This window comes from Serratia sp. JSRIV006 (assembly GCF_019968685.1).
GTDB lineage: Bacteria > Pseudomonadota > Gammaproteobacteria > Enterobacterales > Enterobacteriaceae > Chania > Chania fonticola_B.
Map to the genome: position 1 here is coordinate 126,898 of NZ_CP074137.1, position 20,895 is coordinate 147,792.

Genomic DNA, 20,895 nt, shown 5'->3' on the forward strand with positions numbered 1-20,895 from the left:
TCTCACATCATGGCTCGTTGGCCGCGCGCCAGGGGCAATGCCCAGCGCCGCTGTGAAGGTTCGGTTATCACATCCAGCAGCAGGAAGCTGTTGGTGGTCAGGCAATGGGTAAAGAAGACGCTCAGCGCCGCCGCAAAGGTGTAGGCTTCGCCGGGGCTGTCGAACGCCTGATCGTCGAGCGTCAGGGTCATCTGCAAACCGCGCCGCAGCCGTTCCCCCATCAGGGTATTCACCGGTTCGGTCTTGACGGCGGTGATGCCCTCCACCGCCCGGCGGATGTGTCGGACCTGCGGCAGGTTATGCCGGGCGTGCAGGCAGAAATCGTCGATCGCCCGCTGCACCGTTTCCCGGTGGTTGAGGAGCGCGGGGCTGAACGACAGGCAGGCCATCAGCCGCCAATGGTGATGGCTGTCCACCACCGCCGGGTACGGGGTCGAAAATCTGGTGACGGTAGTGACGTCCAAGGTGTCGGTCACCGCCATGCCGAGTAGGAAAGGGGAGCCAAGCGGTAACGTGGGAGATTGCGCCGAGGTGGTGAGCAAATCGCAGACCACGGCCCGGCAAGGGGGCTCGGTCAGCGGCTCCCCGGCACTGTTGCACAGCACCAGTTCATGCTGCATCCGCCCCAGGACATCACCGCTGACCCGGACGGTGTAAAACAGTGCCAACGCGGCGTCGGGTGCATAACGCGATTCCGGCGTCAGTTCGCTGTCGGGCTGGAAGTGCACCCGTCGGCCCCGCCGCAGGGTATCCGGCTCTTCCAGCATGCTGACGCCGGTGATGGCATACACCCAGCGATCGTCGGCATACGGTAGCGGGTAAACGCTCTGCCCGGGTAGCAGCCGTATGGGGGCGCTTTTTTGTGCCGCCAGGCTGATCACCGGGACGCAGTGCAGCATAAAGGCCGACGCCAGTTGGGCCTGGGTGAGCGGGATCTCCCCGTTGAACGTGAGGATGACGGTAAAGGTGCGGCTTTTCCCCAACGTCAGCCCTGAGTGCATCGGGCCAAAATCCAGCGTCAGGAAATCATTCACATGGGGCAGGTACAGGTATTCGGCCAGGCTCTGCAGCGCCCAGGTGGTTTCCCCCTCGTGGGGCAGAATGCGGTTATCCGCAGTTGGCCGTGGGGAAGATAACACCGTCTCCAACACCCATTGTCGTCCTTCCACCTGTAGCACGGGCCGGTCCTGATGCTGTTCACACCACAGGGTCAGCGTCGCCGCCACCTGTGGATCATCGCCCAGAAACAGCGACAGCGGCTGGGTTGGCCAGGTGTCACCCGGCCCCTGGTACTGAAACGTCAGGCGGATCTCGCTGTGGGAGTTGGTGACCAGCAACTGCCGGTCAATCAGGGCCAGCGGCTGCAGCGTCAAGGCATGGCAGGTCTGGAACACCTGCGTACGTCCATCGGACAACAAGGAGAGCGATTCTCCGGCGGGCAAGGTTAACGGCGCATCCAGCGTGCTGGCTTTGGCGCTGACGTTCACCACGCCACAGGCCGGAATAGGCCGCAAGGGGAAGGGCCAGGTACGCTCAAGATGCCCCTGCGTGACCTCGGGGAAGCCGTCCTCCAGGCGTTGGCGCAGCCCGGCATTCAGCATTGCCGCCCCCTGGATCAGGCACTCCACATCCGGATCGCCCGCATGGCGGCCCAGTTGCGCGGCCAGTGCGGGTTTTTCCTGCCCCACCTTGTCCGCCAGCGCACGCAGGTAGGCATGTTCCTCTCTGAGATGATCGGTAAAGTTCATATCAATCCTTGACGTTGGCTACCTGCGCACAGGCAACAGGGTGTAGGGTTTCGCTTCGGGTTGCCCCACAAAGGTGGTCCACCCCAACTGGGTCCGCTGTGTGTCGCCGAGCTTCAGCCCCCCGGCTTGATGCCGTGCCAGCGTCAGGCGCAGATCCCAGACCAGCGGTTCGCGCAGGATGTACTCGACAAAATTGACCAGCAGGCGATGCTGCTTACCGTCAGGCAAAAATGACAGGTACTGTTCCTGCGAGAGCTCATTGATCGACAGTTGAAATTTGACGCTGCGATCGCGCATCCGGCTACCGATCACAAAGTTGCCCCCTAGCAGCGAACGGGGTTGATGGCGTTGCCCGCGTACGGCGGTGACTTGCCCCAGGCGATTTTGCTGCTCGTCACTCAACGTCATGACGTGGGGCATACAAGACTGCACCGTCACGTCGGGGAGTGAAAAGAAGTGACCGACCAGGCGGGCGATCACCTCCGGCGAGCGGCCCGGTGAGGCCAGCAGACCGGCGTAGGCCAGCATGGCTTCGGCGTTGATACCCAACTGCTCTCGCGTCTGCGGGTGGCCCAGGCCTATCAGGGCAAAAATACGCCCCGAGGTGGCATCGCGGCCCCCCGGTTTAAAGGTGATCTCATAGCGGTATTTGCGCCAAATCTGGTGCGCCAACGACAGGGGCCGATGGTTGAACACCGCCAAAAAATCGTTGAGCCGTGTTTCTCCCTGCGCCGTGCTCCCGGCAATGTCGTCCAGGTAGTAATAGGGCAAGGGCGACTGGCTGCCTTGCAGGCCCAGAAAACTCACCTCCAGGCGCAGCGGCCCACCTGGCTCATGTTGCAACGCCACCACATCGCTGGCGGCAAAGCCCAACCCGGCAGCGGCGGTAAAGCGCAACGCTTCCCGGTTGGGCGGCAGGCCGAGCGTGCGGGCCGGATCGATGCCCGCCAGCCGGTTCAGCCCTTCCACCAGGCGGTAGAAGTCATACTGGCTAACGTTATCGGCGATAACCTGGAGCTGCTGCTCCTGCTCTGCACTGGGGATCATAGAAAGCGGTAAGACTCCTGATTATCTTGGTTAACCACGGTGAGGGTATGGAAATGGTTGACGCTGGCACGCTGGGCCAGGAACCGTGCCAGTACCCGGCCATACAGATAGAGCTCGCCTTCCGAGTCAAACGCCCCTTGGAGCCGCACCGTAAGCACCGAGGCCAGGCCATCGATCGGCACACCGTCGATATGACGTTCAGCCGGGCGCACGGTCAGGCTGAGTAACCCCGCCCTGCGCCGCCGGGAGACCCCTGCCGCCAGTTCACTGTGCCAGGCAGGTAGATCGCAGGCGCTCAGCACCTGCCGCAGCGCTGTCAGCGTCAGCAGTGAGCGGCTGTTCAATGAGAGGTTGCGCAGCAGGGCCGCCTGCAAGGTGGCATCTAACCTTGGGCTAAGGGGGACCGACGGGCGGGTGATATTGTGTACGCGCACCCCCGGCGGGCAGCCGGTGGCCGGTTGGCGGAGTTCTCCTACTTTCAGGTGCAACGGCAAGCGGCGGTGGCTGCAGGTGAGCCGTACGGACACCGACTCCGGCGGTAGGTTGTCCAGGTTTTCACCGTGGCGGATCAACGCCAGGTGATGGTTCAAGCCCCCCACGGGTGACGATGTGACCCGCACGTGGTAATACCCCGCGTCTTGTTGCTGGCTGAAGCGTTCAAACGGCGCATAGCGGCGGGGGGTATCACTCAGGGCTGATACGCCGGTCACTTCATCTACCGAGAAAACATCGTAATCCTCAGGATGGCGCACGCTGGGGAATAACGGCAGTTCTGACTGCGTACCATCGAGGCTGACTCCGTCAGCGTAATGGCTAAACAGGTTGATGGCAGGCGTGCAATGCAGGCGCACCGTCTGGCGGTTGATAACCAGGGCAGACGGCAAAGGCCGGGAGAAGGTGAACCGCAGGGTAAAGCCGTGAGAGGCTGATAGCGGAGGCAGGCTAGGGAAGCCCGTCACGTCCATAAATAAAAAGGCGTTGGGGAAGCAGGCGTGCTCCTGCAACAGGCGATAGCCGGGATCGGCATTCTGTGGCCAGGGCAGCAGGGCCTCTTCGTCGTTGAAACCGACCGGGGTGAGCGCCAGCTCAGGCAGCGGCCACGTCTTTCCCCCCACTTCCAGCGTGGCGTGGCTCAGGTATTCACTCAGCCATAAATGCAGCTGTTGCCCGGTGTGCAGGTCTTCCCCCAGATACAGCCGCAGGCCGTTCAGGGTAGTGAGATCCAGGGGCCGATCCGCCGTGGTGACCAGTTGCAGACACAGGCTGTCATGGCCGTGCCGTTGCTCGCGGCTTACCGCCTGCATCTGTAACGGCCACAGCCGGGTATCACGGCAGGTGCGGAAATGGCAACGTAGCGTTTCCTTACCGGTTGTCACCGGCAGCGGGATACTGACCACCGTGGCCCCCTTGGCAATCTGGGGGCAAGCCTGCGCGGGATCCGACAGGTAATCCTGCTGCCATTCCAGCACGGTCATGCTGGGGGTGGGCCGCAGAAAATAGGGCCACAGCAGGGCCAGCATATGGTGGGTGAGGTTCGGTAGCTGGTCTGCCAACTGCCCCTCTAACTGCCCGGTCATCCAGGCCATGCCCTCCAATTGCCGCTCCACATCGGGGTCGTGGTTGGGTGCTGTCAGGAAGGAAACCAGCGGGGCATGTGTTTGTTGCAGCACCTCGGCAGCCTGATGTAGCGCTTTGCGCCGACGGGCTGGAGGGAATTGCCGATGTTTATCCCGGTTCATGCTGAAGACATCCTGTCTTGGAGGTTATTTATCCAGACGCCCGGTCAAGGCGAGGACGAAGTTGGAGCCCATGTGTTTGAAATGCGGCTGCACATGCAGCTGTGTCAGATACCAGCCGGGATCATTCGCGACTTCCTGCACCTCAATGCGTGCAGCGCGTAACGGGCGGCGGCTGCGTACGCTGGCTGGTGGGTTCTCCTGATCGGAGACAAAGCGTTTTAACCAGTTGTTGAGCTGATGCTGCAGGTCGCCCCGATTGCGCCAGCTACCCAGCCGCTCACGCTGCAGCACTTTGATGGTGTGCGCCAGCCGGGTGATGATAAACAGGTAAGGCAGTTGCGCCCCCAACTGGTCATTGACCCGGGCGTTCATCCCTTCAGGCGTGAGGTCGGTATATTGCGGCGACTGGATTGAGTTGGCCGAATAAAACACCACGTCCTGCCCTTGCTTGCGCACCCCAAGCGGAATAAACCCGGCCATCGACAAGCGGTACTGCCACTGGTCCGACAGCAGCGTCTCGGTTGGGATCTTTTCTTGCCAACGCCCAAGCGCCGCATAGTAGCGAGCGGGCAGGTTACGGAACGCTCCGCCGCTCTCCGCCCCGATAATATTCGGGCACCAGCGATAACGGGCAAAGCTGCCCGCCAGGCAGAGCGCCAGTAAAAAGGCGCTGTTGCCCCACAGCAGGTGCTGATGTGTGGCAATCTGTTCCTGATAGACAAATTGCCGGACCTGCTGTGACGCCGGGGTATAAGGCTCACGCTGCAAAAAACGGCACACGGTCAGCCCCAAATAGCGGGCATCCGGAGTAGCTCTGAGTGCCTGCCAGCGGATATGTGTCGGTGCAGCCATGACCGCATCCAAATCAAGAATGGCGGGCAGGTCGGCTAATGAATCAACGCCGAAGAAGGTGGCGTCTGCCGCCGACAGAAACGGCGCATGCGCCATGGCGCTGACCACGCTGAGGTAGTGCAGCAGTTTGATATCGGCGGCACCGGGGGTGAAATCATAGCAGCCAATCACCGCCGCTACCGGCACTCCACCAAACTGGCCGTAGCCTGCCGAATAGACATGCTGGTAATAGCCCGAGGAGGTAATGTCTGGGGAGAATTCGAAATCCGCCAGCAGCTCTTCCTGAGTGGCATGGAGGAGCGTCAGCTGAATGTTCTCGTGAAACGGGATGTTATCGACCAGCAGGGCCAGCCCGCGCCAGGTTGATTCCAGGCGCTGAAACGCCGGAGCATGCAGGATCGCATCCATCTGGGCACTCAGGCGCCGATCAAGTTCCCGCAGCAGGCGATCAATCAGCAGAATATTGAGAGTGACGCCACGACCTTGTTCCGGCAGGGCGCGCAGCAACAATGCGATGTCCGCGTGGCTCACCGCAAATTCACTGCCGTTCAGCGTCGCAAGCAGCCCGGCGGCAAGTGAGGTGCGCGGTGGGAAAATGTCTGAATCGGTCTGTAGCGTATCTAACGTAGCCACGGCATCCTTGCTCCCTGGTAAAGCGTCTTGTCCATTATTTTGCGACTCTGCCGGTTCTGGCGGAGTGATTAGCGCTGAACGACGTTGCCGTCAGGCATTACATTCATGTTGTGAAGCAATCAGAGCGGCCCCGCAGGCGGTTTTCATGCCTTCCAGCGCCACTGGCACCCCGCCGACCAGCGCGGTTTCTGCACCACTGACAATCGGAAAGACCCCTTTGCATTGCGGGCAGGACACCAAATGCCCTACCAGCGCTACGTTTGTTCCGCAGAACTGCATCATTGACGATCCCTGTAACACGACCCCACCATGAGAGGTTTTGTCGCCTTGTAAAATCACGGCTTTCCCTGCCATACGCCCACCATAGTTAGTATTTTCTTATCAGATTACAGGATGTTTAGAATGGAAAAAAGTTGAAATATAACGGTGAGTAATGAATCTGTGAGCAGCATAGGAATAAAGGGGATCTTTTAGCATCAATCTGGGGGCATTGATGAAGCGTTTATTTGTTTCTGCGTGACTGCCCGCAAAATAAACGCCATTCGCGTAATGAGCCTCCATCTGTATATCTGGCATACTAAGCGAATGGCCGTAGTGTCAGTCAGATAAAAACGGAGGCTGCATGACAAATGAACATTTACCTCTGGCTCCTGTCGGGGAATTTCTGCTGTTTAAAAGTGCAGATGGGAGTACCCGGGTTGAATGTCGGTTTGAAGCGGAAACCCTCTGGCTATCCCAAGCGTCGATGGCCGAGCTGTATGATAAAGATGTTCGAACCATCAATGAACACCTTATTAATATCTACAAAGAAGGCGAGCTTGAGCAAAATGCAACCATCCGGAAATTCCGGATAGTTCGTCAGGAGGGTACTCGCCAGGTCTCCAGGGAGATCGAACACTACAACCTTGAGGCCATACTCGCCGTTGGCTACCGCGTCCGTTCAGCCCGAGGCACCCAATTCCGTCAGTGGGCCACCCAAACCCTCCAGGAATACCTGATCAAAGGCTTCGTGATGGACGATGAGCGGCTAAAAAATCCGCCTGTTGGAACATCGGCTGTACCTGACTATTTCGACGAGATGCTGGAACGCATCCGCGATATCCGCGCCAGCGAGCGCCGAGTTTATTTGCGGGTGCGGGAGATCTTTGCGCTAGCCGCCGACTACCAGCCCTCACTCAAAGAGACCACGCAGTTTTTTCAAACCATCCAGAACAAGCTGCATTTTGCCTGTACCGGCCATACCGCTGCAGAACTCATCCATCAGCGTGCCGATGCCAGCCAGCCTCATATGGGGTTGAGCAGCTATAAAGGTGAAGAGGTGCGTAAAAGCGATGTGACGGTGGCGAAAAACTACCTCAATCAGGACGAAGTTGGCGAGCTCAACCGCGTGGTCAACATGTGGTTGGATTTTGCCGAAGACCAGGCCCGGCGTCGCCAGCAGGTGTTCTTGCGTGACTGGCAGGATAAGCTGGATCAGTTCCTGCAATTTAACGACCGCGATGTGTTACAGGGCGCAGGTAGTGTCAGCAAGAAAGAGGCAGATGAAAAAGCACAGGCCGAATATGTCCAGTTTGCCGAGCAGCAGCGCCGTTTAAAAGAGGCCGAAGGGGAAAAGGATATTGCCGGTTTGCTGCAGTTGAAAACCGACGCTAAAAAGTAGTCTTGAATGCCCTGGAATTTTGCAAAATTTGAATGTTCGACCTTGTTAACCCCAAACCGCTGGACGGTTGGATAATCACCCAACCGTCAGCAGCGCCAAATGCGGCTCAGTTAAACGTCACCAGCATTTCTGTAGAGGCAGTGACCGCACCGATTGGCACGTTACTGCCTCCCGAGCACAGTCGCCAGGTGAGCTGATTGGTCAAGGTTTTGCTGCTTTCTGCACTGGTGATACTGCCCAGTTTTATGAGGGAGTTATCAAAGCGCAAGCCGGTTGTGGCCTTGCAGTCGCCACTGCCGGTCACCCCGTTATCAATTTCCCCGGTGATATAGCCTCCCTTCTGGTTTAATGCCAGCCTCGAAGCGGTACTGTCGTACAGGCCGCTGATGGCGCGGAACTGCAGATTGATATTGGCATTTATCTGGTCAGTAGGCTGCCCGCAGGTGGCAACCAGTTGCACGGGCTTCACCGCCAGTTCTGCATTGGCCTGGGTATTGCGAATGACCGATCCGAAGTTAATGGCCGTCGGGGTATTCACACTACATTCCAGCGTGGAGATGCGCAGGGAAATATTGGTGGGCAGTATAGAGGTCCTTCTATCCCCTGAGGTAGTGGCGGAAAAGCTACCAAAATACATGGGGGGAACTGAACCCTCTCCAGCTTTTTGGCTGCCGTCTGCCACCAGTACCCAGGTGCCTGAGAGCGTCGCCGTACGAGTACCGGAACTTGAGTAAAATGTATCATTCGACGACATGGCAGGGGGCAGGCACCATGTATAGTCTGGCGGTGAGGTAATATTCCCTTGTGACGTTGAGGAGCCTCTGGTTTCTGGCTGGCCAATGGTGCCAGTCAACTTCCCCTGTGAATTGTTACTTAGGGTATAAGTGGCGCTACCCGAGGCCCGAGGCATCAATCCGACTCCAGGTACCCCGGTCAGCGGGAAGGCCAAATAGCCACCAATGCTTTTCAATTCATTTGAGGCCATACACCGGGTCATTGACTTGGAGACTGACAAGAGTCCGTATATGGGATCAAGTTTCGGATGATCGAGAGGGCCACTTAATGTCGCGTTAAACGGCATGCCCTCCCATAGGATCCCCGTGCCCTTGCCGATGGTGATGGTTTCCGCCAGAACGGGGGCCGCAAGGGGCATCATTAACGCCATGCTGGCGATACCGCATGATGCGGTCTTTATTAATCGTTGTTTAATCACTGTCCTTCCTCACATTGCACATTCAGCATGCGCACCGGATTATTTGCTGATACTGCTGCCTTGCTCAGGCTGAAGTGGGCTAGGCACTGCTGTGCAGTCCCACGGCCCCACGCCGCGCGCAATTTTCCCTGTTCCGGCAACCCGCTCAGGTAGACCTGGCCGGCATCACCCACGATGCCGCTGTTGATCTCCGCTCCTTCCCCGGCCAGTGTCACCAGCGTGCCGAAGGGTACCGGCATGCCAGCCTGGGTCAGGGTTATCAGCGCCTGATAGCCGGTGCGTGGCGTAAACGTGGCTGCTACCACCGCCCCTTTGGTGGGATAGACATTGGTGCTGCTCTGCGGCAGGTCGACATCTTCCGGCAGCGTCGACGGGTTCAGGCTCACCGTGTTGTTTTGGTAAGGCGACAGGTACGGCACTACCGCATAACCGCGACTGTCGGTACGGACTCCGCCGTTCATCACACTCACCCCGGCAGCGCCCGGTGCGCGGACCACGGCCACCGAGGTGCCCAGTTGCTGGCTTAGCGTCACCCCGTTGGGGTGTACCACCAGACCCCCGTTACCACTCACATTCAGCGAGTTATAGCGGCTGCTGTGGCTGTACCCGGCGCTGACCATGCCCTGGCTCCCCTGCCAACCCAGATTCAGGTTGCTGGTGCTACCCCCGTTGCCACTCTGATTGTTGTTACTCCACCCCTGCATCAGGCTGTAGGACAGGCGGTCTTCCGCCGCCGAGCCGCTCACCCCCACTTGTTGCCGTACACGACCTTCACTGTCGTGCGTCATCTGATAACTGGCGTAGCTGCGGTTGAGGGCGGGTTGCGCGCTGAACAGGCTGAAGGGTACCTGCATATTGAACGCCAACTGGCGGTTCTGCGGCCAATCCCCGTCGGATTTTATCCGGTCAACGCTGTAGGCCAGGCCATAGCTCACGCCGTGCCAACTGCCGTTGTAACCTGCCGACAGGGTATTGTTCACCTGCTCATCGCCCCAGTAATCACTGCGCGCACCCGACAGGTACAGCGATCCAAAATCCCCCAGTTGCTGGGTTACCCGCACCTGGAAATCCGAACGCTGTCGGGCCAGTGCCCAGGGCACCTGGCCTTCACTGAGCTGATAACCGCTGTTGTTGAAGTCGGCAAAGTTGTAATAGTGTCGGGTGGAGTAACGATAAGCCGTCAGGTCCACCGAGGTGCCCGTGCTGAGCAGGCTTTTGGCATAACGTACCCGGTATGACTGGCCGCTCTGTCTTTCTTCATACATGCGGGCCGATGAGAGGGTCACGTCCGCCGACATGGCGCCGAAATCCCCCAGCGAAATCCCGCTGCCCGCCACCGCCGAGGCGTATTTCTCCGCTATCAGCCCGCCGCCGTACAACGTGATGTCATGGGGCAGCCCGTAAATCAGGGTGCCCAACGCAAAATGGGCCTCTCTGGAGCCGGTGGTGATGCCGCCGTTGTAGCGCCCAGCGGTCAGTTCGTACTTCAACCCACCCGGACGTTGCATCACCGGCAGAGCCGAGAAGGCCTGGGTCCAGGTACGTACGCTGCCATCCGCTTCGGTCACCGTGACCGTCAGGTCTCCCCCTTGTCCGGTCTGGTACAGGTCATTAATCCGAAACGGCCCCGGGGCGACATACGCCTGGTACACCACGTTACCGTTCTGGCTGACGGTCACCCGGGCGTTGCTCTGTGCAATGCCGCTGATCACCGGGGCAAATCCCCGCAGGCTGAGCGGCAGCATGTCTTCGCTGGAGCTCAATTTCACCCCACGAAACGGAATGCTGTCGAAAACGTCATTGCCGGTGTTGTTTTCCCCAGCCAGCACATCCGAACGCCAGGCCTGGATATCGCGTTGCAGATAGGTATTTGAGAAACGGGTTTGCTGATTGCTTTGTCTGTCGGCATAGCCACTGCGGCTGTTATTGTAGGTGTAGGTCATGTCACTGCGCAGGCGCCAGGCCTGCCAGTTTAATCCGCTGTGCAGCCCCAGGAACAGGTTGGTCTGTTCGCTGTTGGATTGGCCCCACTGTCCGTCCTGGCGGCTGCGCCCGCCGTTGAGGGTATAGTTGAGTAAAAACGCAGTCATGCCCTGGTCCCATAGCGCAGGGTTAACCACGCTGCTGGCGTCTGGCTTCATCGCCACCTGGGGAATGCTGAGTTCCAGGCGCTGTTGCTGAAAATCAAAGTGCACTCGGGCATCAGGGATCAGGGTGGCCAGGTCACGGACTGGCTTGTCGACCGGCAATCCGCCAAAAGCGGGCAATGCGGGGGTATTGATCCCCATCTCCGCCAGGAAGGCCGGAGTCAATTCCGGGCTGACCTGGCCCTTGTCACCTGGGGTGAATACGACGCGGTATTGGCCACGCTCGCTGCGGTTGACCAACACCGTCACCAGATAAGTCCCCGGCGGGGTCTGTCCGGCGCTTTCAAACGCACTCAGGTCGGTGACGGCTTCCAGGCCACCACCCAGCGACAACAGCGCCGGGTCAAAGTAGTCGCGGCCCCAGGCTGGAGACGTGCCTGCAATCAATGCGCTGCCCACCAGGAGTGGGGAAAGCGCAAGAGGGTGAATTTTCATTATTATCCTATCCGTCTGAAAGAACGTGGCTCCCCGTAACGAGCCAGGAAGGGAGAAATCGTCAGTCCTGTTGGGCAACCGGGGTATCCCAGCCATCTTCATCAATCAGCTGCCAGCTGACTTTCCCGCTCGCGGTGGCGGGCAGGGTGTAAGACTGCTTGCCGAAAGGGGGCACCATCAGGCGCAGAGCCGGTTTGTCCAACGCCATATTCCCCACCGACAGGCGGGAGAAGGTGAGCCAGTAGGGGGTCGGGTTGGTGGCTGTCAATTGGTCGCCTGCCCGGCTGAAGGTCAGCTTCGGGGCCATGTCTGCCACAGCGCGTTTCACTAATCCCGCCGGGCGGTAAAACAGTTTGATATTGCTCACGACCGTCATCACCATCTGCTTACCGTCGGGTTGCTGAGTGGGCAGCGCCTTCATGGAGATAAAAAACACCGATTCACGGTCGTTAGGCAGCGGCATATCGTTGCGCCGGATTCGCAGCGCCAGTTCACCGTTCGCTTCCAGGCGAGCCAGCGGCGGCGTGACAATAAACGGCATCACTGGGGTGCCATGCCAGCTCAGATCGACGTCTCCGGTGGCCGGATCGACCGGGCGGATCCATGACTGCATCAGGTACGGTGCCGGGCTTTTGTTGTAGGCGGTCAGCGTTACGCCCTGCTTTTCGCCCTCCGGGTAAATCACCCGCAGCACGTAAAAAGAAATCCCCGGCGAGGCGTTGTCCTGAGCCTGTGCCAGGCCCATTTTGTTGACCAACAGGCATAGGCCCATCAGAAGATAAATCGGGTATTTCATGGTGTGGTCTCCGTGGAGGCTGAGCCTGTCTGCTGGCAGGACTTGGAGAGTCCGCCATAGTCGGTGAGCGTCTGCCAGGCCACCTTATTCACCGGCCCGTCAACGGCCAGGATGATACTGCTGTGCGGAGGCACCATCGCCGGTTGCTGAACTAATGCCACGGTATGCCCGTCAACGGCCAGCATCCCCAGGGTCTGAAAATAGCCGGTGGGATTAATGGCCCGCACGCCGTGCGCTTCACGCTTGAACGTCAGCAGGCACGGGGTGTTGTCCGCAGGTAACGCCAAACCTTGCGGGCGATAAAACAGCTTGAGCACGAAACGTACCCCAACTGACAGCCGATCGGCCGCCGTTACGGGTTCAGCCTGTGCAGGAATGGCCGAGATAGAGAGATAAAACAGCGATTCCTGGTCGGAGGGCAGCGTGGCGTCCTGCGGCAATAGTCGTAGCAGTTGGCGGCTATCGCCTTGCAGCGAGAACAGCGGTGGCGTAACGATAAACGGCGCGGGGGTCGTATCGTCCAGGCCGTTCTGTACTCGGGCTTGGACCAGATAAGCCTGTTGCCCGCTATTGCTGACGGTGAGGGTTTGCGCTTTATCCGCGGCAGAAAAAATAACGCGTGTCTGCCCCAGGCTGATGCCGCCGCTCCCGGCCTGTGCAGACAGGCTGAAAGTGAGCAGCAGGCTTGATAGCACCTGATGAAATTGCTGTGTCATCGGGCCCTCACTGATAGAGAAACGTAAACATCAGCGTGGCCGTCACGTCACCGGTCGCAACCGTGGCACACCCGGTGCTGCCGCCACAACTGGCACCGGCATAAAAGGTGAACGCCTGGTTGACCGGTATCTGTCCGGGATTAGCCAGTGACAGCAAGCTGTTGTTTTTGACTTCGGGCTGGCTGTAATCCGGCACGGTGGCACTCTGGATCACCAAAATCCCGGTATTCGCCGCCGATCCGGCATTGCGAAACAGCCATTTACCGTCTTGGGTGGTGCCAGTGCCAGCGATAGTCACGACAGGTTTAAGGCTGCCGCCCGCTGAACCGGTGCAGTCCTGCACGGAGAGGGTAAAGGGCTGTGGAGCAACCAGCTGGTTTGGGCGCAGCTGTGATTTAGCGATGACACCCAAAGGCAGAGTGCTTTTATCCAGGCTGAGCGTGCAGGTGCCATTGGTCAGCACGGCTGAGAAATCCAGCGTTACGGCCTGCACCGGGGCGGATACCGCTCCACCACCTGCCAGCACGACAGCCAGCACGGCCTTAAGGTAGCGTTGCGCTGAACGCATCGGTGCCTCCGGTATCATTAATGGTCTGCCACTGCACCCGCTTGCCGGTTGCCAACGGTGTTTTAACCGGCCAGATATGGTTGCCGAAAGGGGGGATCATGAGTGCAGCCGGCGTGTCCAAAGCCAGTTGTTGCCCATTCACCGTCAAGCCGGCCAGGCTGACAAAATAGGGAGAGGGATTGGTCACCTTCAGCCCCCCAGCCACGCGGGAGAACTGCAACTCTTTTTGGGCGGCGGCAGAGGAACCGCTCAGGCTCGCAGGCCGGTAGAACAGCTTGATAATGTTGCCCACGCCGAAGCGCAGCTGGGCCTGCACGTCATTACGCTGCTGAGTCGGATCCATTTGCGTACTGGTTGGAATAGCGGTGGCATGCAAATAAAACACCGACTCCCGATCGCCGGGTAGCGGCTGGCCGGTAAAGGCGATACGTAACTGATTGGTGCTTTGCGGTTCCAGACGGAACAGCGGCGGCGTTACTGTGAACGGGGCCGTGGTCTGTGCATCCTGTTTACCGCTGACAGCCGTTTGCACCAGATACGGTTCGTGGTTAAGGGTGTTGCGTACCGCGACGTTGATACTGCTAGCCCCTTCAGGGTAAATCAGGCGTGTGGCATTAATGCCAAACCCGGCGGACCAGCCTGCCAACGGCGTACCCAGCAGGGCCACTAGCAGCGAAAACAGGGAGATAAAGCGCGTCATATTGCGGATCCTGAAAAGGCGGGCCATCGGCCCGCTAGAACACATCAGTTGTAGGCAAAGCTGAACAGGATCGGCGCGCTAACCATACCGATATCTGGCGTGAGAGACGTAGAGGCTAAACCAGCCTGCAGGCTCAAGGATTTCGTGTTGAAATCGGCTGCTTCCGGAGTCTCACCTGCTTTGGCTACCAATAATTTCTGGCCGGCGCTAATGTAGGTGGTTGGTGAGGTCACTTCACTTAACATAACGCCGGTATTGGTGCCGGTGCTGTTAAAGATGTTCTGGTTGCCCCCTAGTGTCTGGCCGGTGACGATCAGGCTTGCTGTATCACCTGCTGCTGCCGGGGTTTCACAGTTGTTCAGACCCACGGTGAAGGTTTTTATACTGCTGGCAACCGGGGTGGCTACTGCGGTGAAGGCGGACTTGGAATAGTTACCCAGGTCCAGGCTAGGGTTGGAGAGAGAAACGTCACAGGTCGCCGCTACAACGTTGGCGGTAATGGTCATCTGGGCGTTAGATGCGGCCTGAGCCACGCCAGATCCTGCCAACAGAGTCGCAACCACCGGAGCCAGAGTAAAAATAGACTTACGCATAATGAATTCCTTATTTACGTATTAAAAAGGTGAATACAATCATTTCGTAGCTGATTATTAGCCACGAGCCATCATTTATCTGAACAGTCCGAACAGACAAAGTATCTTCAATAAAATCATCACTCCTGATGCCGTCAATTTTTTTAGACGTGAGTAAGGCATCCTGATGCTATTTTCATGCGTTTTTATGCCAAGGCTCTGTGCCTAATGGATTGAGAGCGGTTGGCTATCCATCAAGCATGAAAGACTTGTTAAGTTTTAGTGTGCGGCTGTCTTCCCATCACTGGAGACACAGTTTGACTGAGCTGGAAATGGAGGGCTTTCCTGATCCAATGATTTCCTAAATCGAAAGCCAGATATTTCATTTTTTATTAAGATTAATCTCGCGATTTATTGCCTATGTTCTTAAGATTTTTCCTACCCATCGATTTAGGCCGGAATTATTACGGCCAACCTTATTTTTGAAAAGTGTTTTTTGATAGGAAAAGCAATTTCGCAATAAATGCCTTGGCAGATGGTTTTTATGGTCAAATTGCGAGTTATTATCGTATGTATCATTATGTTTCCGATATGTTATATCGCAAATTTAATTTAGGCAGATTTAAAACTCGTTATTGTAACGTTTATAAATACTTTACTCCGATGTGGTATTAAATACGCTCAGAAAGCCAAGCAGACGGGACCTGCATGCCGTTTGCCGTTTTGATCGGTGGGCTTTGGCCTGTAGCGCGGGCTGACGCATCACTAAAGCTCGTAAGAGAAAAGGTTTAACCTCATGAAATATAAAAAACATAATGCAGCCTGCGACAAGGTTCTGACGGCGCTGCAGGTGTTGAGCCGTGTTGATTGCCCTCTGGGCACATTGCCCCCGCAAGATAAATGGCCCAAGACCCGGGATATTGCCGACTACTGTGATACCAACATTTATGTGTCCCGCTACTACCTGATGAAACTGGTGAAGAAAAAGAAGGCGCATGTCTCATCGGTACCAGACCAAAAGAGCCTACGCTGGTGTATTGCAACACCTACCTGAGGTGGGGATTTATCCCAATGATGTATCACCTAATCAACGGTGTCATTTAAAAAAATCAGGCTGTTAAGGTGTCAATATGAACTCACGCATCGTTATTGCTCTGTGGGGCAAAAATTTCTATTTCTTACAAGGCATTCGCCACCTTTTTGAACGGTATTTTTATCTCCGGGGAGTATCTCCTCTATTTGTCCATGCAGATTGCAATGATATTATTCATCTGAAAGTTGCGGATCTGATTGTCAGGAGCAACGCCAGCTGGCGGGGAGATGGATATCAACGGTACCAAATCCTTATACGAAAAAATATAGAAGGGGTCACCTATCAACAGGGAGAAATCGGCCTGAATGATAAACCCGAGGCGGTGATGCAACTGCTGGATAGGCTGTTCGACGTGCAGCTCAATAATAATGCCACCTGCGTACCTGACTACGAAAAGATCACTCGGCGAGAGCGAGAGGTCTTGCAGGCGATAGCAGCAGGCTTATCGCCTACACAGATCGCCAGAAAGTTGCAGATCAGCACCAAGACCGTCAGCGCCCATAAGCAGGCATCCATGCGAAAATTGGGATTCCAGCGCAGTCACGATCTGTACCATTGGTTGTGGCAAGGCAATCCGAATATCTCGAGGAGCAATGTGGGAGAGGGATAGTGCTACCTAAGGGTGAAAGGTTGAGTGAATTTTAATGGGGTGCAGGTGGGAGGTCTTCCTTTCCCCCATAACCCAGTGCGAGGCGCGCTGCACCCCGCACTCACCAACGCTTAGTTCTCCACCAACTGCACTACTACCAGCCTGCCACCTTCTTCGGTGGAAAGTACGAACTGCACGCCATCGTTCAGCGCCAGCTTGTCACCGATCGCCACCGGGGTCTTATCCGGCAAGGAGAGCAGCCCACTGATGCCTTCATTCACCAGCCACCACTGATCGTTATGGAACACGAAATAGCCCACGCGTTTTTTCTGCGCGTCCGGCGTACGTTCGTTGGGGGCGATCAGACGGTTAACGTGCCAGGCATAAATCGACTGGCCGCTCCACACCATCAGGCGATGATCGTCGGGCCGGAAGCTCCCGGCTTTACGCGAGGAGTAAAGGTTGAGGATCGGCAGTTTGCCCTTGAACGGCGTACCGCAATACGGGCAGGCCGGGCGGTTTTTACCGGAGAACACGTACCACTTCTGATCGCAGGCAGCGTTTTGACACGGCTGGATCAGATCGACCGTTTTTACCAACGCCGTTTCCCACTCATCGGCAGTTGGTCGCCTTGCAGGTTCGTGCAGGCCCTCAATAAACGCTCTTTCAAACAGCGGTGTCAGGTAGGGGCCCATAATGGTGTAGGGTACTTTCTGCGGATCGGCCCAAGGCAGCGAAGAAGGGCTGACCTGGTTGAGTTTGACCGCATTGCTGTGGTCTGTCGGGTGCTCAATAAACAGCGCTCTCTCGCCCATCGCCAGGGATTCGTCGCGCATCTCATCGTCCATGTCATGGATCTTGCCGCCGCGCAGTGGGTGGCGGAAGAACAGATACATGTAGATCAGGACGGATAACGCATGCCTGTCGGTGGCGATGCTTGGCAGTATGCGCTGCGGATCTTCTTTCGGCAGATGGCTGGTTTTCACCACTTCCGGAGCAATAAAGTCCGGCGTACCGACCACGTCTGGGGGATATTTGCCTGGCACCACCAGCCCGTCGACGTCAATGATGCAGGCGTGGCCCTGCTCGGGGTCGATCAGCACGTTTTTATAGCTCAGATCGCTATGGCACAGGCCCGCGGCGTGCATACGCCGGACAGCTCTGGTCAGCAGCAGGCACACCTTCAGGTAATTCAGCGTGTTGCCGCGTTCGCGCGGATCCAGGAACTTGTTCTGGTTATTGGCGCTGGCGAACCATTTGCCTTCCTTCTCGCGGCCTTTAATCCCTAGGAAGTCATTATTCTTGGAACCGTACTTAAAGAAGAAGTGGCTCTGGTAGGTAGGCACCACTATGCCGATTTTGCCGTCGTGTTCCACTATGCTGGTGGGCCAACAAAACAGCCCTTGCCAGTAATCGCCACCGGCTTGCTCAAAGATGTTCTGCCGGTAGCGGCCAGTGATCATCTCGATGCGCTCTTTCGCCTGCTCGTTCTGCGGCTTTTTATAGAACGCCACTACGTATGACTTATCCGGCGAAAAGTAGACGTCCTTCATGGAGCCGGAGCCGATGATCTCATCGACATACTGGATGGTTTCGCCATCCCTGGTGGTACAGGTAACAATATTTGCCATTTTACTCACCCGCTATGTAGTTCAATCCATTCACCACGCCACGATTAGGGTCCGATCGTCGTGATTGCCCGGGGAGAAGAAGTTCAGCCATTCGGCCAGCCGCTCTGCGGGCTGCGAGGGATCGCTCAGGCAGGGCGCCAGCTCCGCGATCAGGTCATCCCACTTCTGGCTATTTTGCAGGCCATTATCCGTTTCAAACCGGGGATCGGAGACGCCGTCGGTCATCAGCACCAGATGAGAGACCTCGGTCCATTTACCGATGCTGATGCGCTTACTGAAGTTCGCATCGTTCACGGCGTCGGCATCCAGGAAGCGTGTTTGGCCCGCATACTCACCGCTGTCTGGTGTGCCCAGTACACGCACTTTGCCCACCGGCCCGTAGGCCGCAATGGCACCGTCACCCAACCAGAATGAGGCGGCGAACAGCTCGGCCCCGGTACGGAAGGAAACGGTGACCAGCAGCGTGGTCGAATAGGATTTGGCGCTCTCTTCGGCCCGGATGGATTCATTGCTGATGTTGTTGACGGCCATGATCGCGGCCTGGCGGAACAGGCGATTAAACGCCTCCCAGACTATCCGCTGATCGTCGGTTCCCCAGTTTTCAACGCAGGCTTTGAGTTCCAGCCCTTTGTCGCTATTCAGCAGGGTAGTCAGGTAGTCGCCAACGGTTTGAGTTGCGATGCGCGAGCCCTCGCGCGAGTTTTTAGCGCTACCGGCTCCGTCGGCTACCAGCAGGATGTTCCAACCAGTATCGCTATTGCTGGCGATATAAAAGTCATCATCCCGGAAGGTGCCCGCATGCTCGTGTGAACGCCCTCTGCGGCTGGCCGCCACGATGTTCACCCCAGGCCCCTGGATCTGCTGATGGGCGACATGCGGTTTGAAATAGCGCGAATCGGCAGGCGGCTCGAGGATTTTCCACAGGCTGCGTGGGTCTGGGTTAACGATAAAGGGCACCTGGGTTGAGCATTGCGGCGCAGTAGGGCAAGACCAGGTGACCGTGATGTCAAAGTCGCCGCTTTCGGTGGCGGTTCCTGCCAGTGAAGAGGTCGCCGGATCAAAGGTGATACCGATATCTTTGGAGAACGCGACGGCCAGTACTTCGGCGGTCGTTCCATCATCAAGCACGATATCTATTTCAGAGTGGAAGGGGACGCCGGTACGGGCATTGGCTACGTTGATTTTTGCCTGCGGCTGAATGTTCTGCGGCGTGCTAATCGGGATAGCGGTGCCGGACGGTATCTGGCCTGGCTTCAGGTTTTCTTTGGCGGTTTCTTCAGGCAATGCGGCATCTCCTTGCACGTCCAGCGGATCAAACTGTGCTTTCTGCCAGTCGTCTGGTGTTGGCAGATCTGCGGTATCTGGCGAGGCAACAGGGTTGTCATCGTCCTTGGTGAGGACCACTTTTGGCTCGTCGGCCAAGGTATCGTCATTGGCAACCAACGGCGTAGCTTCTGTTGTCTCAAGCGTTGCGGGGGTCTTGGCCGTCACTTTCGTGATGAGGTTGGTCAGCAAGGTGCCGATCTCATCATCGGCTTGCAGGCTGGCAAGCTGGGCGTCATCCGTCGTTGCGCCCGTTTCAGCCAGGATCAGCATGAGTACGTTTTGGCGCAGTTTATCCACGTCTTGCATCAGCCTTTCCCTCGCGTCACGTCGAAATCAGAGTCGCCGCCGTTTTCCCTGAACGTCAGCCCCTTATCGCACCACGGGCAGATAACGTCATCGGGCCCGTTGACGCACAGCAGTTTGCCGCAGGTACACATCGCAAAGGCGCTGGCATTGCCGCAGTACGGGCAACCCGGCACGCCGTGCAGTTCGCTGGTATTGACCTGAATGGCAGATGCCGATTCATCGCTCCAGGCAAAATAATCCTCATCGATCGGGAAGCAGCCGTTGAGGTTGAAGCCGTTGATATTGAGCTTGAAATCCAGCGTGGAGAGGTTAACGGCCGGGCGTTCGTATTTCATCAGGTAGGGGCGGCGTGACTTGCTGCAACGGCCCGTCAGGGTGACGCAGTTTTCGTCGTAGGCTCTGGCAATATCGTCTTTGGCCAGCCGCACAATGTGGTCGGTGTGGGTGAGCAACGGAGGTGCATCCTCCCCCACGCTGCGGCTGTGGGCAGAGACAGACGCGGTGATCCACTTAATGAACTGGGCGAAATCCCCTTCCTGACTGTCGGTGAACAGCAAGACGTTATCGGTCAGTTGCCGCAGGATGTTCATATCCGCCGAAGGGCCAAGGCCGATGGCGATCAGGTTGACCTTATTGGCGTAGTTTTCTTTCCAGCGCCTGATTTCGGGGGCGGTATCATCCGTTGGGCGACCATCGGTGAGTAAGTACACCACCGGTTTCCAGTCGCCTTTGCGTTCCTGGGTGGTTTTTCTGACCTGTTGATCCAACTGACGGGTAAGTTCCCGCAATGCCGCGCCCAGGTTGGTGCCACCGCCGATCGGCAGGCGAGGGGGATAAAATGACACCACCTCTACCAGCGGTACGATGGTTTTTGCCACCCCGGCGAAGGCGATCACCGATATCCAGGCGGTTTCAAGCGCGTGGGGGTCTTTTTTCAGGTCGCTGACGATCCTTTGCAGGCCATCATTCATTTTCTTCAGGCTCTCCCCGATCATGGACTCTGAGCAGTCCAAGACCAGGAAGATGGGCAGTCTTCTCATGGTTAAAAACCTCGTCAGGCGGATGCTTCTTGCAATGCGCGTCATGGGGCAATGAAAAAACAGGCAAAGCTCCGGGTAGAGGCT

General features: G+C 57.3%; 18 protein-coding genes. 3 read left to right on the forward strand and 15 right to left on the reverse strand.

What is annotated here, in order from left to right; all coding sequences use genetic code 11:
• Window positions 1-2 precede the first annotated feature (2 nt).
• The 5 genes from tssF (KGP16_RS00550) to KGP16_RS00570 all read right to left on the reverse strand — a co-directional run bounded on the left by tssF (KGP16_RS00550) (window position 3) and on the right by KGP16_RS00570 (window position 6,373).
• Window positions 3-1,748, reverse strand: coding sequence for a type VI secretion system baseplate subunit TssF (tssF, locus tag KGP16_RS00550; RefSeq protein WP_209529077.1), 1,746 nt, complete (start codon window positions 1,746-1,748; stop codon window positions 3-5).
• Window positions 1,749-1,766: 18 nt separating this feature from the next.
• A complete protein-coding gene (gene tssG / locus KGP16_RS00555) occupies window positions 1,767-2,795 on the reverse strand; it encodes a type VI secretion system baseplate subunit TssG (RefSeq protein ID WP_223500629.1) in 1,029 nt (342 codons plus the stop codon).
• A complete protein-coding gene (gene tssF, locus KGP16_RS00560; protein WP_223500631.1) occupies window positions 2,792-4,534 on the reverse strand; it encodes a type VI secretion system baseplate subunit TssF in 1,743 nt (580 codons plus the stop codon). Before tssF (KGP16_RS00560) ends, tssG begins: the two co-directional genes overlap by 4 nt.
• Before the next feature lie 24 nt (window positions 4,535-4,558).
• Window positions 4,559-6,019, reverse strand: a complete 1,461-nt coding sequence (gene tssC, locus KGP16_RS00565) for a type VI secretion system contractile sheath large subunit (RefSeq protein WP_223500633.1) — start codon at window positions 6,017-6,019, stop codon at window positions 4,559-4,561.
• A 90-nt stretch (window positions 6,020-6,109) separates the two neighbouring features.
• Window positions 6,110-6,373, reverse strand: a complete 264-nt coding sequence (locus tag KGP16_RS00570; RefSeq protein ID WP_037376478.1) for a PAAR domain-containing protein — start codon at window positions 6,371-6,373, stop codon at window positions 6,110-6,112.
• Between the two features lie 268 nt (window positions 6,374-6,641).
• Here KGP16_RS00570 and KGP16_RS00575 point away from each other — a divergent pair, with 268 nt between their 5' ends.
• The gene (locus tag KGP16_RS00575) at window positions 6,642-7,679 is read left to right on the forward strand and encodes a virulence RhuM family protein (protein ID WP_094982567.1); all 1,038 of its coding nucleotides are present in this window, start codon (window positions 6,642-6,644) and stop codon (window positions 7,677-7,679) included.
• 106 nt (window positions 7,680-7,785) lie between these two features.
• Here KGP16_RS00575 and KGP16_RS00580 read toward each other — a convergent pair whose 3' ends face one another.
• From KGP16_RS00580 to KGP16_RS00610, 7 genes are all read right to left on the reverse strand, one after another.
• A complete protein-coding gene (locus tag KGP16_RS00580) occupies window positions 7,786-8,892 on the reverse strand; it encodes a hypothetical protein (protein WP_223500635.1) in 1,107 nt (368 codons plus the stop codon).
• Window positions 8,889-11,474 (reverse strand): fimbria/pilus outer membrane usher protein, encoded by a 2,586-nt coding sequence (locus KGP16_RS00585; RefSeq protein ID WP_223500636.1) that lies wholly within the window; start codon window positions 11,472-11,474, stop codon window positions 8,889-8,891. The genes KGP16_RS00580 and KGP16_RS00585 overlap by 4 nt, the downstream gene beginning before the upstream one ends.
• Window positions 11,475-11,535: 61 nt before the next feature.
• Window positions 11,536-12,270, reverse strand: coding sequence for a molecular chaperone (locus KGP16_RS00590; protein WP_021807351.1), 735 nt, complete (start codon window positions 12,268-12,270; stop codon window positions 11,536-11,538).
• Window positions 12,267-12,986 carry a molecular chaperone gene (locus tag KGP16_RS00595; protein WP_059199169.1) on the reverse strand — a complete coding sequence of 240 codons (720 nt, stop codon included), beginning with the start codon at window positions 12,984-12,986 and terminating at the stop codon, window positions 12,267-12,269. The genes KGP16_RS00590 and KGP16_RS00595 overlap by 4 nt, the downstream gene beginning before the upstream one ends.
• A 7-nt stretch (window positions 12,987-12,993) precedes the next feature.
• Complete coding sequence (locus KGP16_RS00600; protein WP_172413975.1) at window positions 12,994-13,554, reverse strand: fimbrial protein; 561 nt, start codon at window positions 13,552-13,554, stop codon at window positions 12,994-12,996.
• On the reverse strand, window positions 13,529-14,254 hold the full coding sequence (locus KGP16_RS00605; RefSeq protein WP_094982571.1) for a molecular chaperone: 726 nt from the start codon (window positions 14,252-14,254) through the stop codon (window positions 13,529-13,531). Before KGP16_RS00605 ends, KGP16_RS00600 begins: the two co-directional genes overlap by 26 nt.
• Window positions 14,255-14,298: 44 nt before the next feature.
• Complete coding sequence (locus KGP16_RS00610) at window positions 14,299-14,847, reverse strand: fimbrial protein (RefSeq protein WP_021807355.1); 549 nt, start codon at window positions 14,845-14,847, stop codon at window positions 14,299-14,301.
• 775 nt (window positions 14,848-15,622) lie between these two features.
• On the opposite strand from KGP16_RS00610, the gene KGP16_RS00615 reads away from it, so the two are divergent.
• Window positions 15,623-15,880, forward strand: a complete 258-nt coding sequence (locus tag KGP16_RS00615; RefSeq protein ID WP_021181614.1) for a FaeA/PapI family transcriptional regulator — start codon at window positions 15,623-15,625, stop codon at window positions 15,878-15,880.
• 76 nt (window positions 15,881-15,956) lie between these two features.
• Window positions 15,957-16,529 carry a response regulator transcription factor gene (locus KGP16_RS00620; protein WP_223500637.1) on the forward strand — a complete coding sequence of 191 codons (573 nt, stop codon included), beginning with the start codon at window positions 15,957-15,959 and terminating at the stop codon, window positions 16,527-16,529.
• A 110-nt stretch (window positions 16,530-16,639) separates the two neighbouring features.
• Here KGP16_RS00620 and KGP16_RS00625 read toward each other — a convergent pair whose 3' ends face one another.
• From KGP16_RS00625 to KGP16_RS00635, 3 genes are read right to left on the reverse strand one after another with little or no spacing between them, the layout of a single operon-like run.
• On the reverse strand, window positions 16,640-18,139 hold the full coding sequence (locus KGP16_RS00625) for a helix-hairpin-helix domain-containing protein (protein ID WP_115159810.1): 1,500 nt from the start codon (window positions 18,137-18,139) through the stop codon (window positions 16,640-16,642).
• 30 nt (window positions 18,140-18,169) lie between these two features.
• Complete coding sequence (locus KGP16_RS00630; RefSeq protein ID WP_223500638.1) at window positions 18,170-19,771, reverse strand: PP2C family serine/threonine-protein phosphatase; 1,602 nt, start codon at window positions 19,769-19,771, stop codon at window positions 18,170-18,172.
• The gene (locus tag KGP16_RS00635) at window positions 19,771-20,811 is read right to left on the reverse strand and encodes a TerY-C metal binding domain-containing protein (protein WP_059199165.1); all 1,041 of its coding nucleotides are present in this window, start codon (window positions 20,809-20,811) and stop codon (window positions 19,771-19,773) included. The genes KGP16_RS00630 and KGP16_RS00635 overlap by 1 nt, the downstream gene beginning before the upstream one ends.
• Window positions 20,812-20,895 lie beyond the last annotated feature (84 nt).

Excerpts from the sequence above, each read along its gene's own strand:
- tssF (WP_209529077.1), bottom strand. The coding sequence starts at position 1,748 with ATGAACTTTACCGATCATCTCAGAGAGGAACATGCCTACCTGCGTGCG.
- tssG (WP_223500629.1), bottom strand. The coding sequence starts at position 2,795 with ATGATCCCCAGTGCAGAGCAGGAGCAGCAGCTCCAGGTTATCGCCGAT.
- tssF (WP_223500631.1), bottom strand. The coding sequence starts at position 4,534 with ATGAACCGGGATAAACATCGGCAATTCCCTCCAGCCCGTCGGCGCAAA.
- KGP16_RS00570 (WP_037376478.1), bottom strand. The coding sequence starts at position 6,373 with ATGGCAGGGAAAGCCGTGATTTTACAAGGCGACAAAACCTCTCATGGT.
- KGP16_RS00575 (WP_094982567.1), top strand. The coding sequence starts at position 6,642 with ATGACAAATGAACATTTACCTCTGGCTCCTGTCGGGGAATTTCTGCTG.
- KGP16_RS00585 (WP_223500636.1), bottom strand. The coding sequence starts at position 11,474 with ATGAAAATTCACCCTCTTGCGCTTTCCCCACTCCTGGTGGGCAGCGCA.
- KGP16_RS00590 (WP_021807351.1), bottom strand. The coding sequence starts at position 12,270 with ATGAAATACCCGATTTATCTTCTGATGGGCCTATGCCTGTTGGTCAAC.
- KGP16_RS00595 (WP_059199169.1), bottom strand. The coding sequence starts at position 12,986 with ATGACACAGCAATTTCATCAGGTGCTATCAAGCCTGCTGCTCACTTTC.
- KGP16_RS00600 (WP_172413975.1), bottom strand. The coding sequence starts at position 13,554 with ATGCGTTCAGCGCAACGCTACCTTAAGGCCGTGCTGGCTGTCGTGCTG.
- KGP16_RS00605 (WP_094982571.1), bottom strand. The coding sequence starts at position 14,254 with ATGACGCGCTTTATCTCCCTGTTTTCGCTGCTAGTGGCCCTGCTGGGT.
- KGP16_RS00610 (WP_021807355.1), bottom strand. The coding sequence starts at position 14,847 with ATGCGTAAGTCTATTTTTACTCTGGCTCCGGTGGTTGCGACTCTGTTG.
- KGP16_RS00615 (WP_021181614.1), top strand. The coding sequence starts at position 15,623 with ATGAAATATAAAAAACATAATGCAGCCTGCGACAAGGTTCTGACGGCG.
- KGP16_RS00620 (WP_223500637.1), top strand. The coding sequence starts at position 15,957 with ATGAACTCACGCATCGTTATTGCTCTGTGGGGCAAAAATTTCTATTTC.
- KGP16_RS00625 (WP_115159810.1), bottom strand. The coding sequence starts at position 18,139 with ATGGCAAATATTGTTACCTGTACCACCAGGGATGGCGAAACCATCCAG.
- KGP16_RS00630 (WP_223500638.1), bottom strand. The coding sequence starts at position 19,771 with ATGCAAGACGTGGATAAACTGCGCCAAAACGTACTCATGCTGATCCTG.
- KGP16_RS00635 (WP_059199165.1), bottom strand. The coding sequence starts at position 20,811 with ATGAGAAGACTGCCCATCTTCCTGGTCTTGGACTGCTCAGAGTCCATG.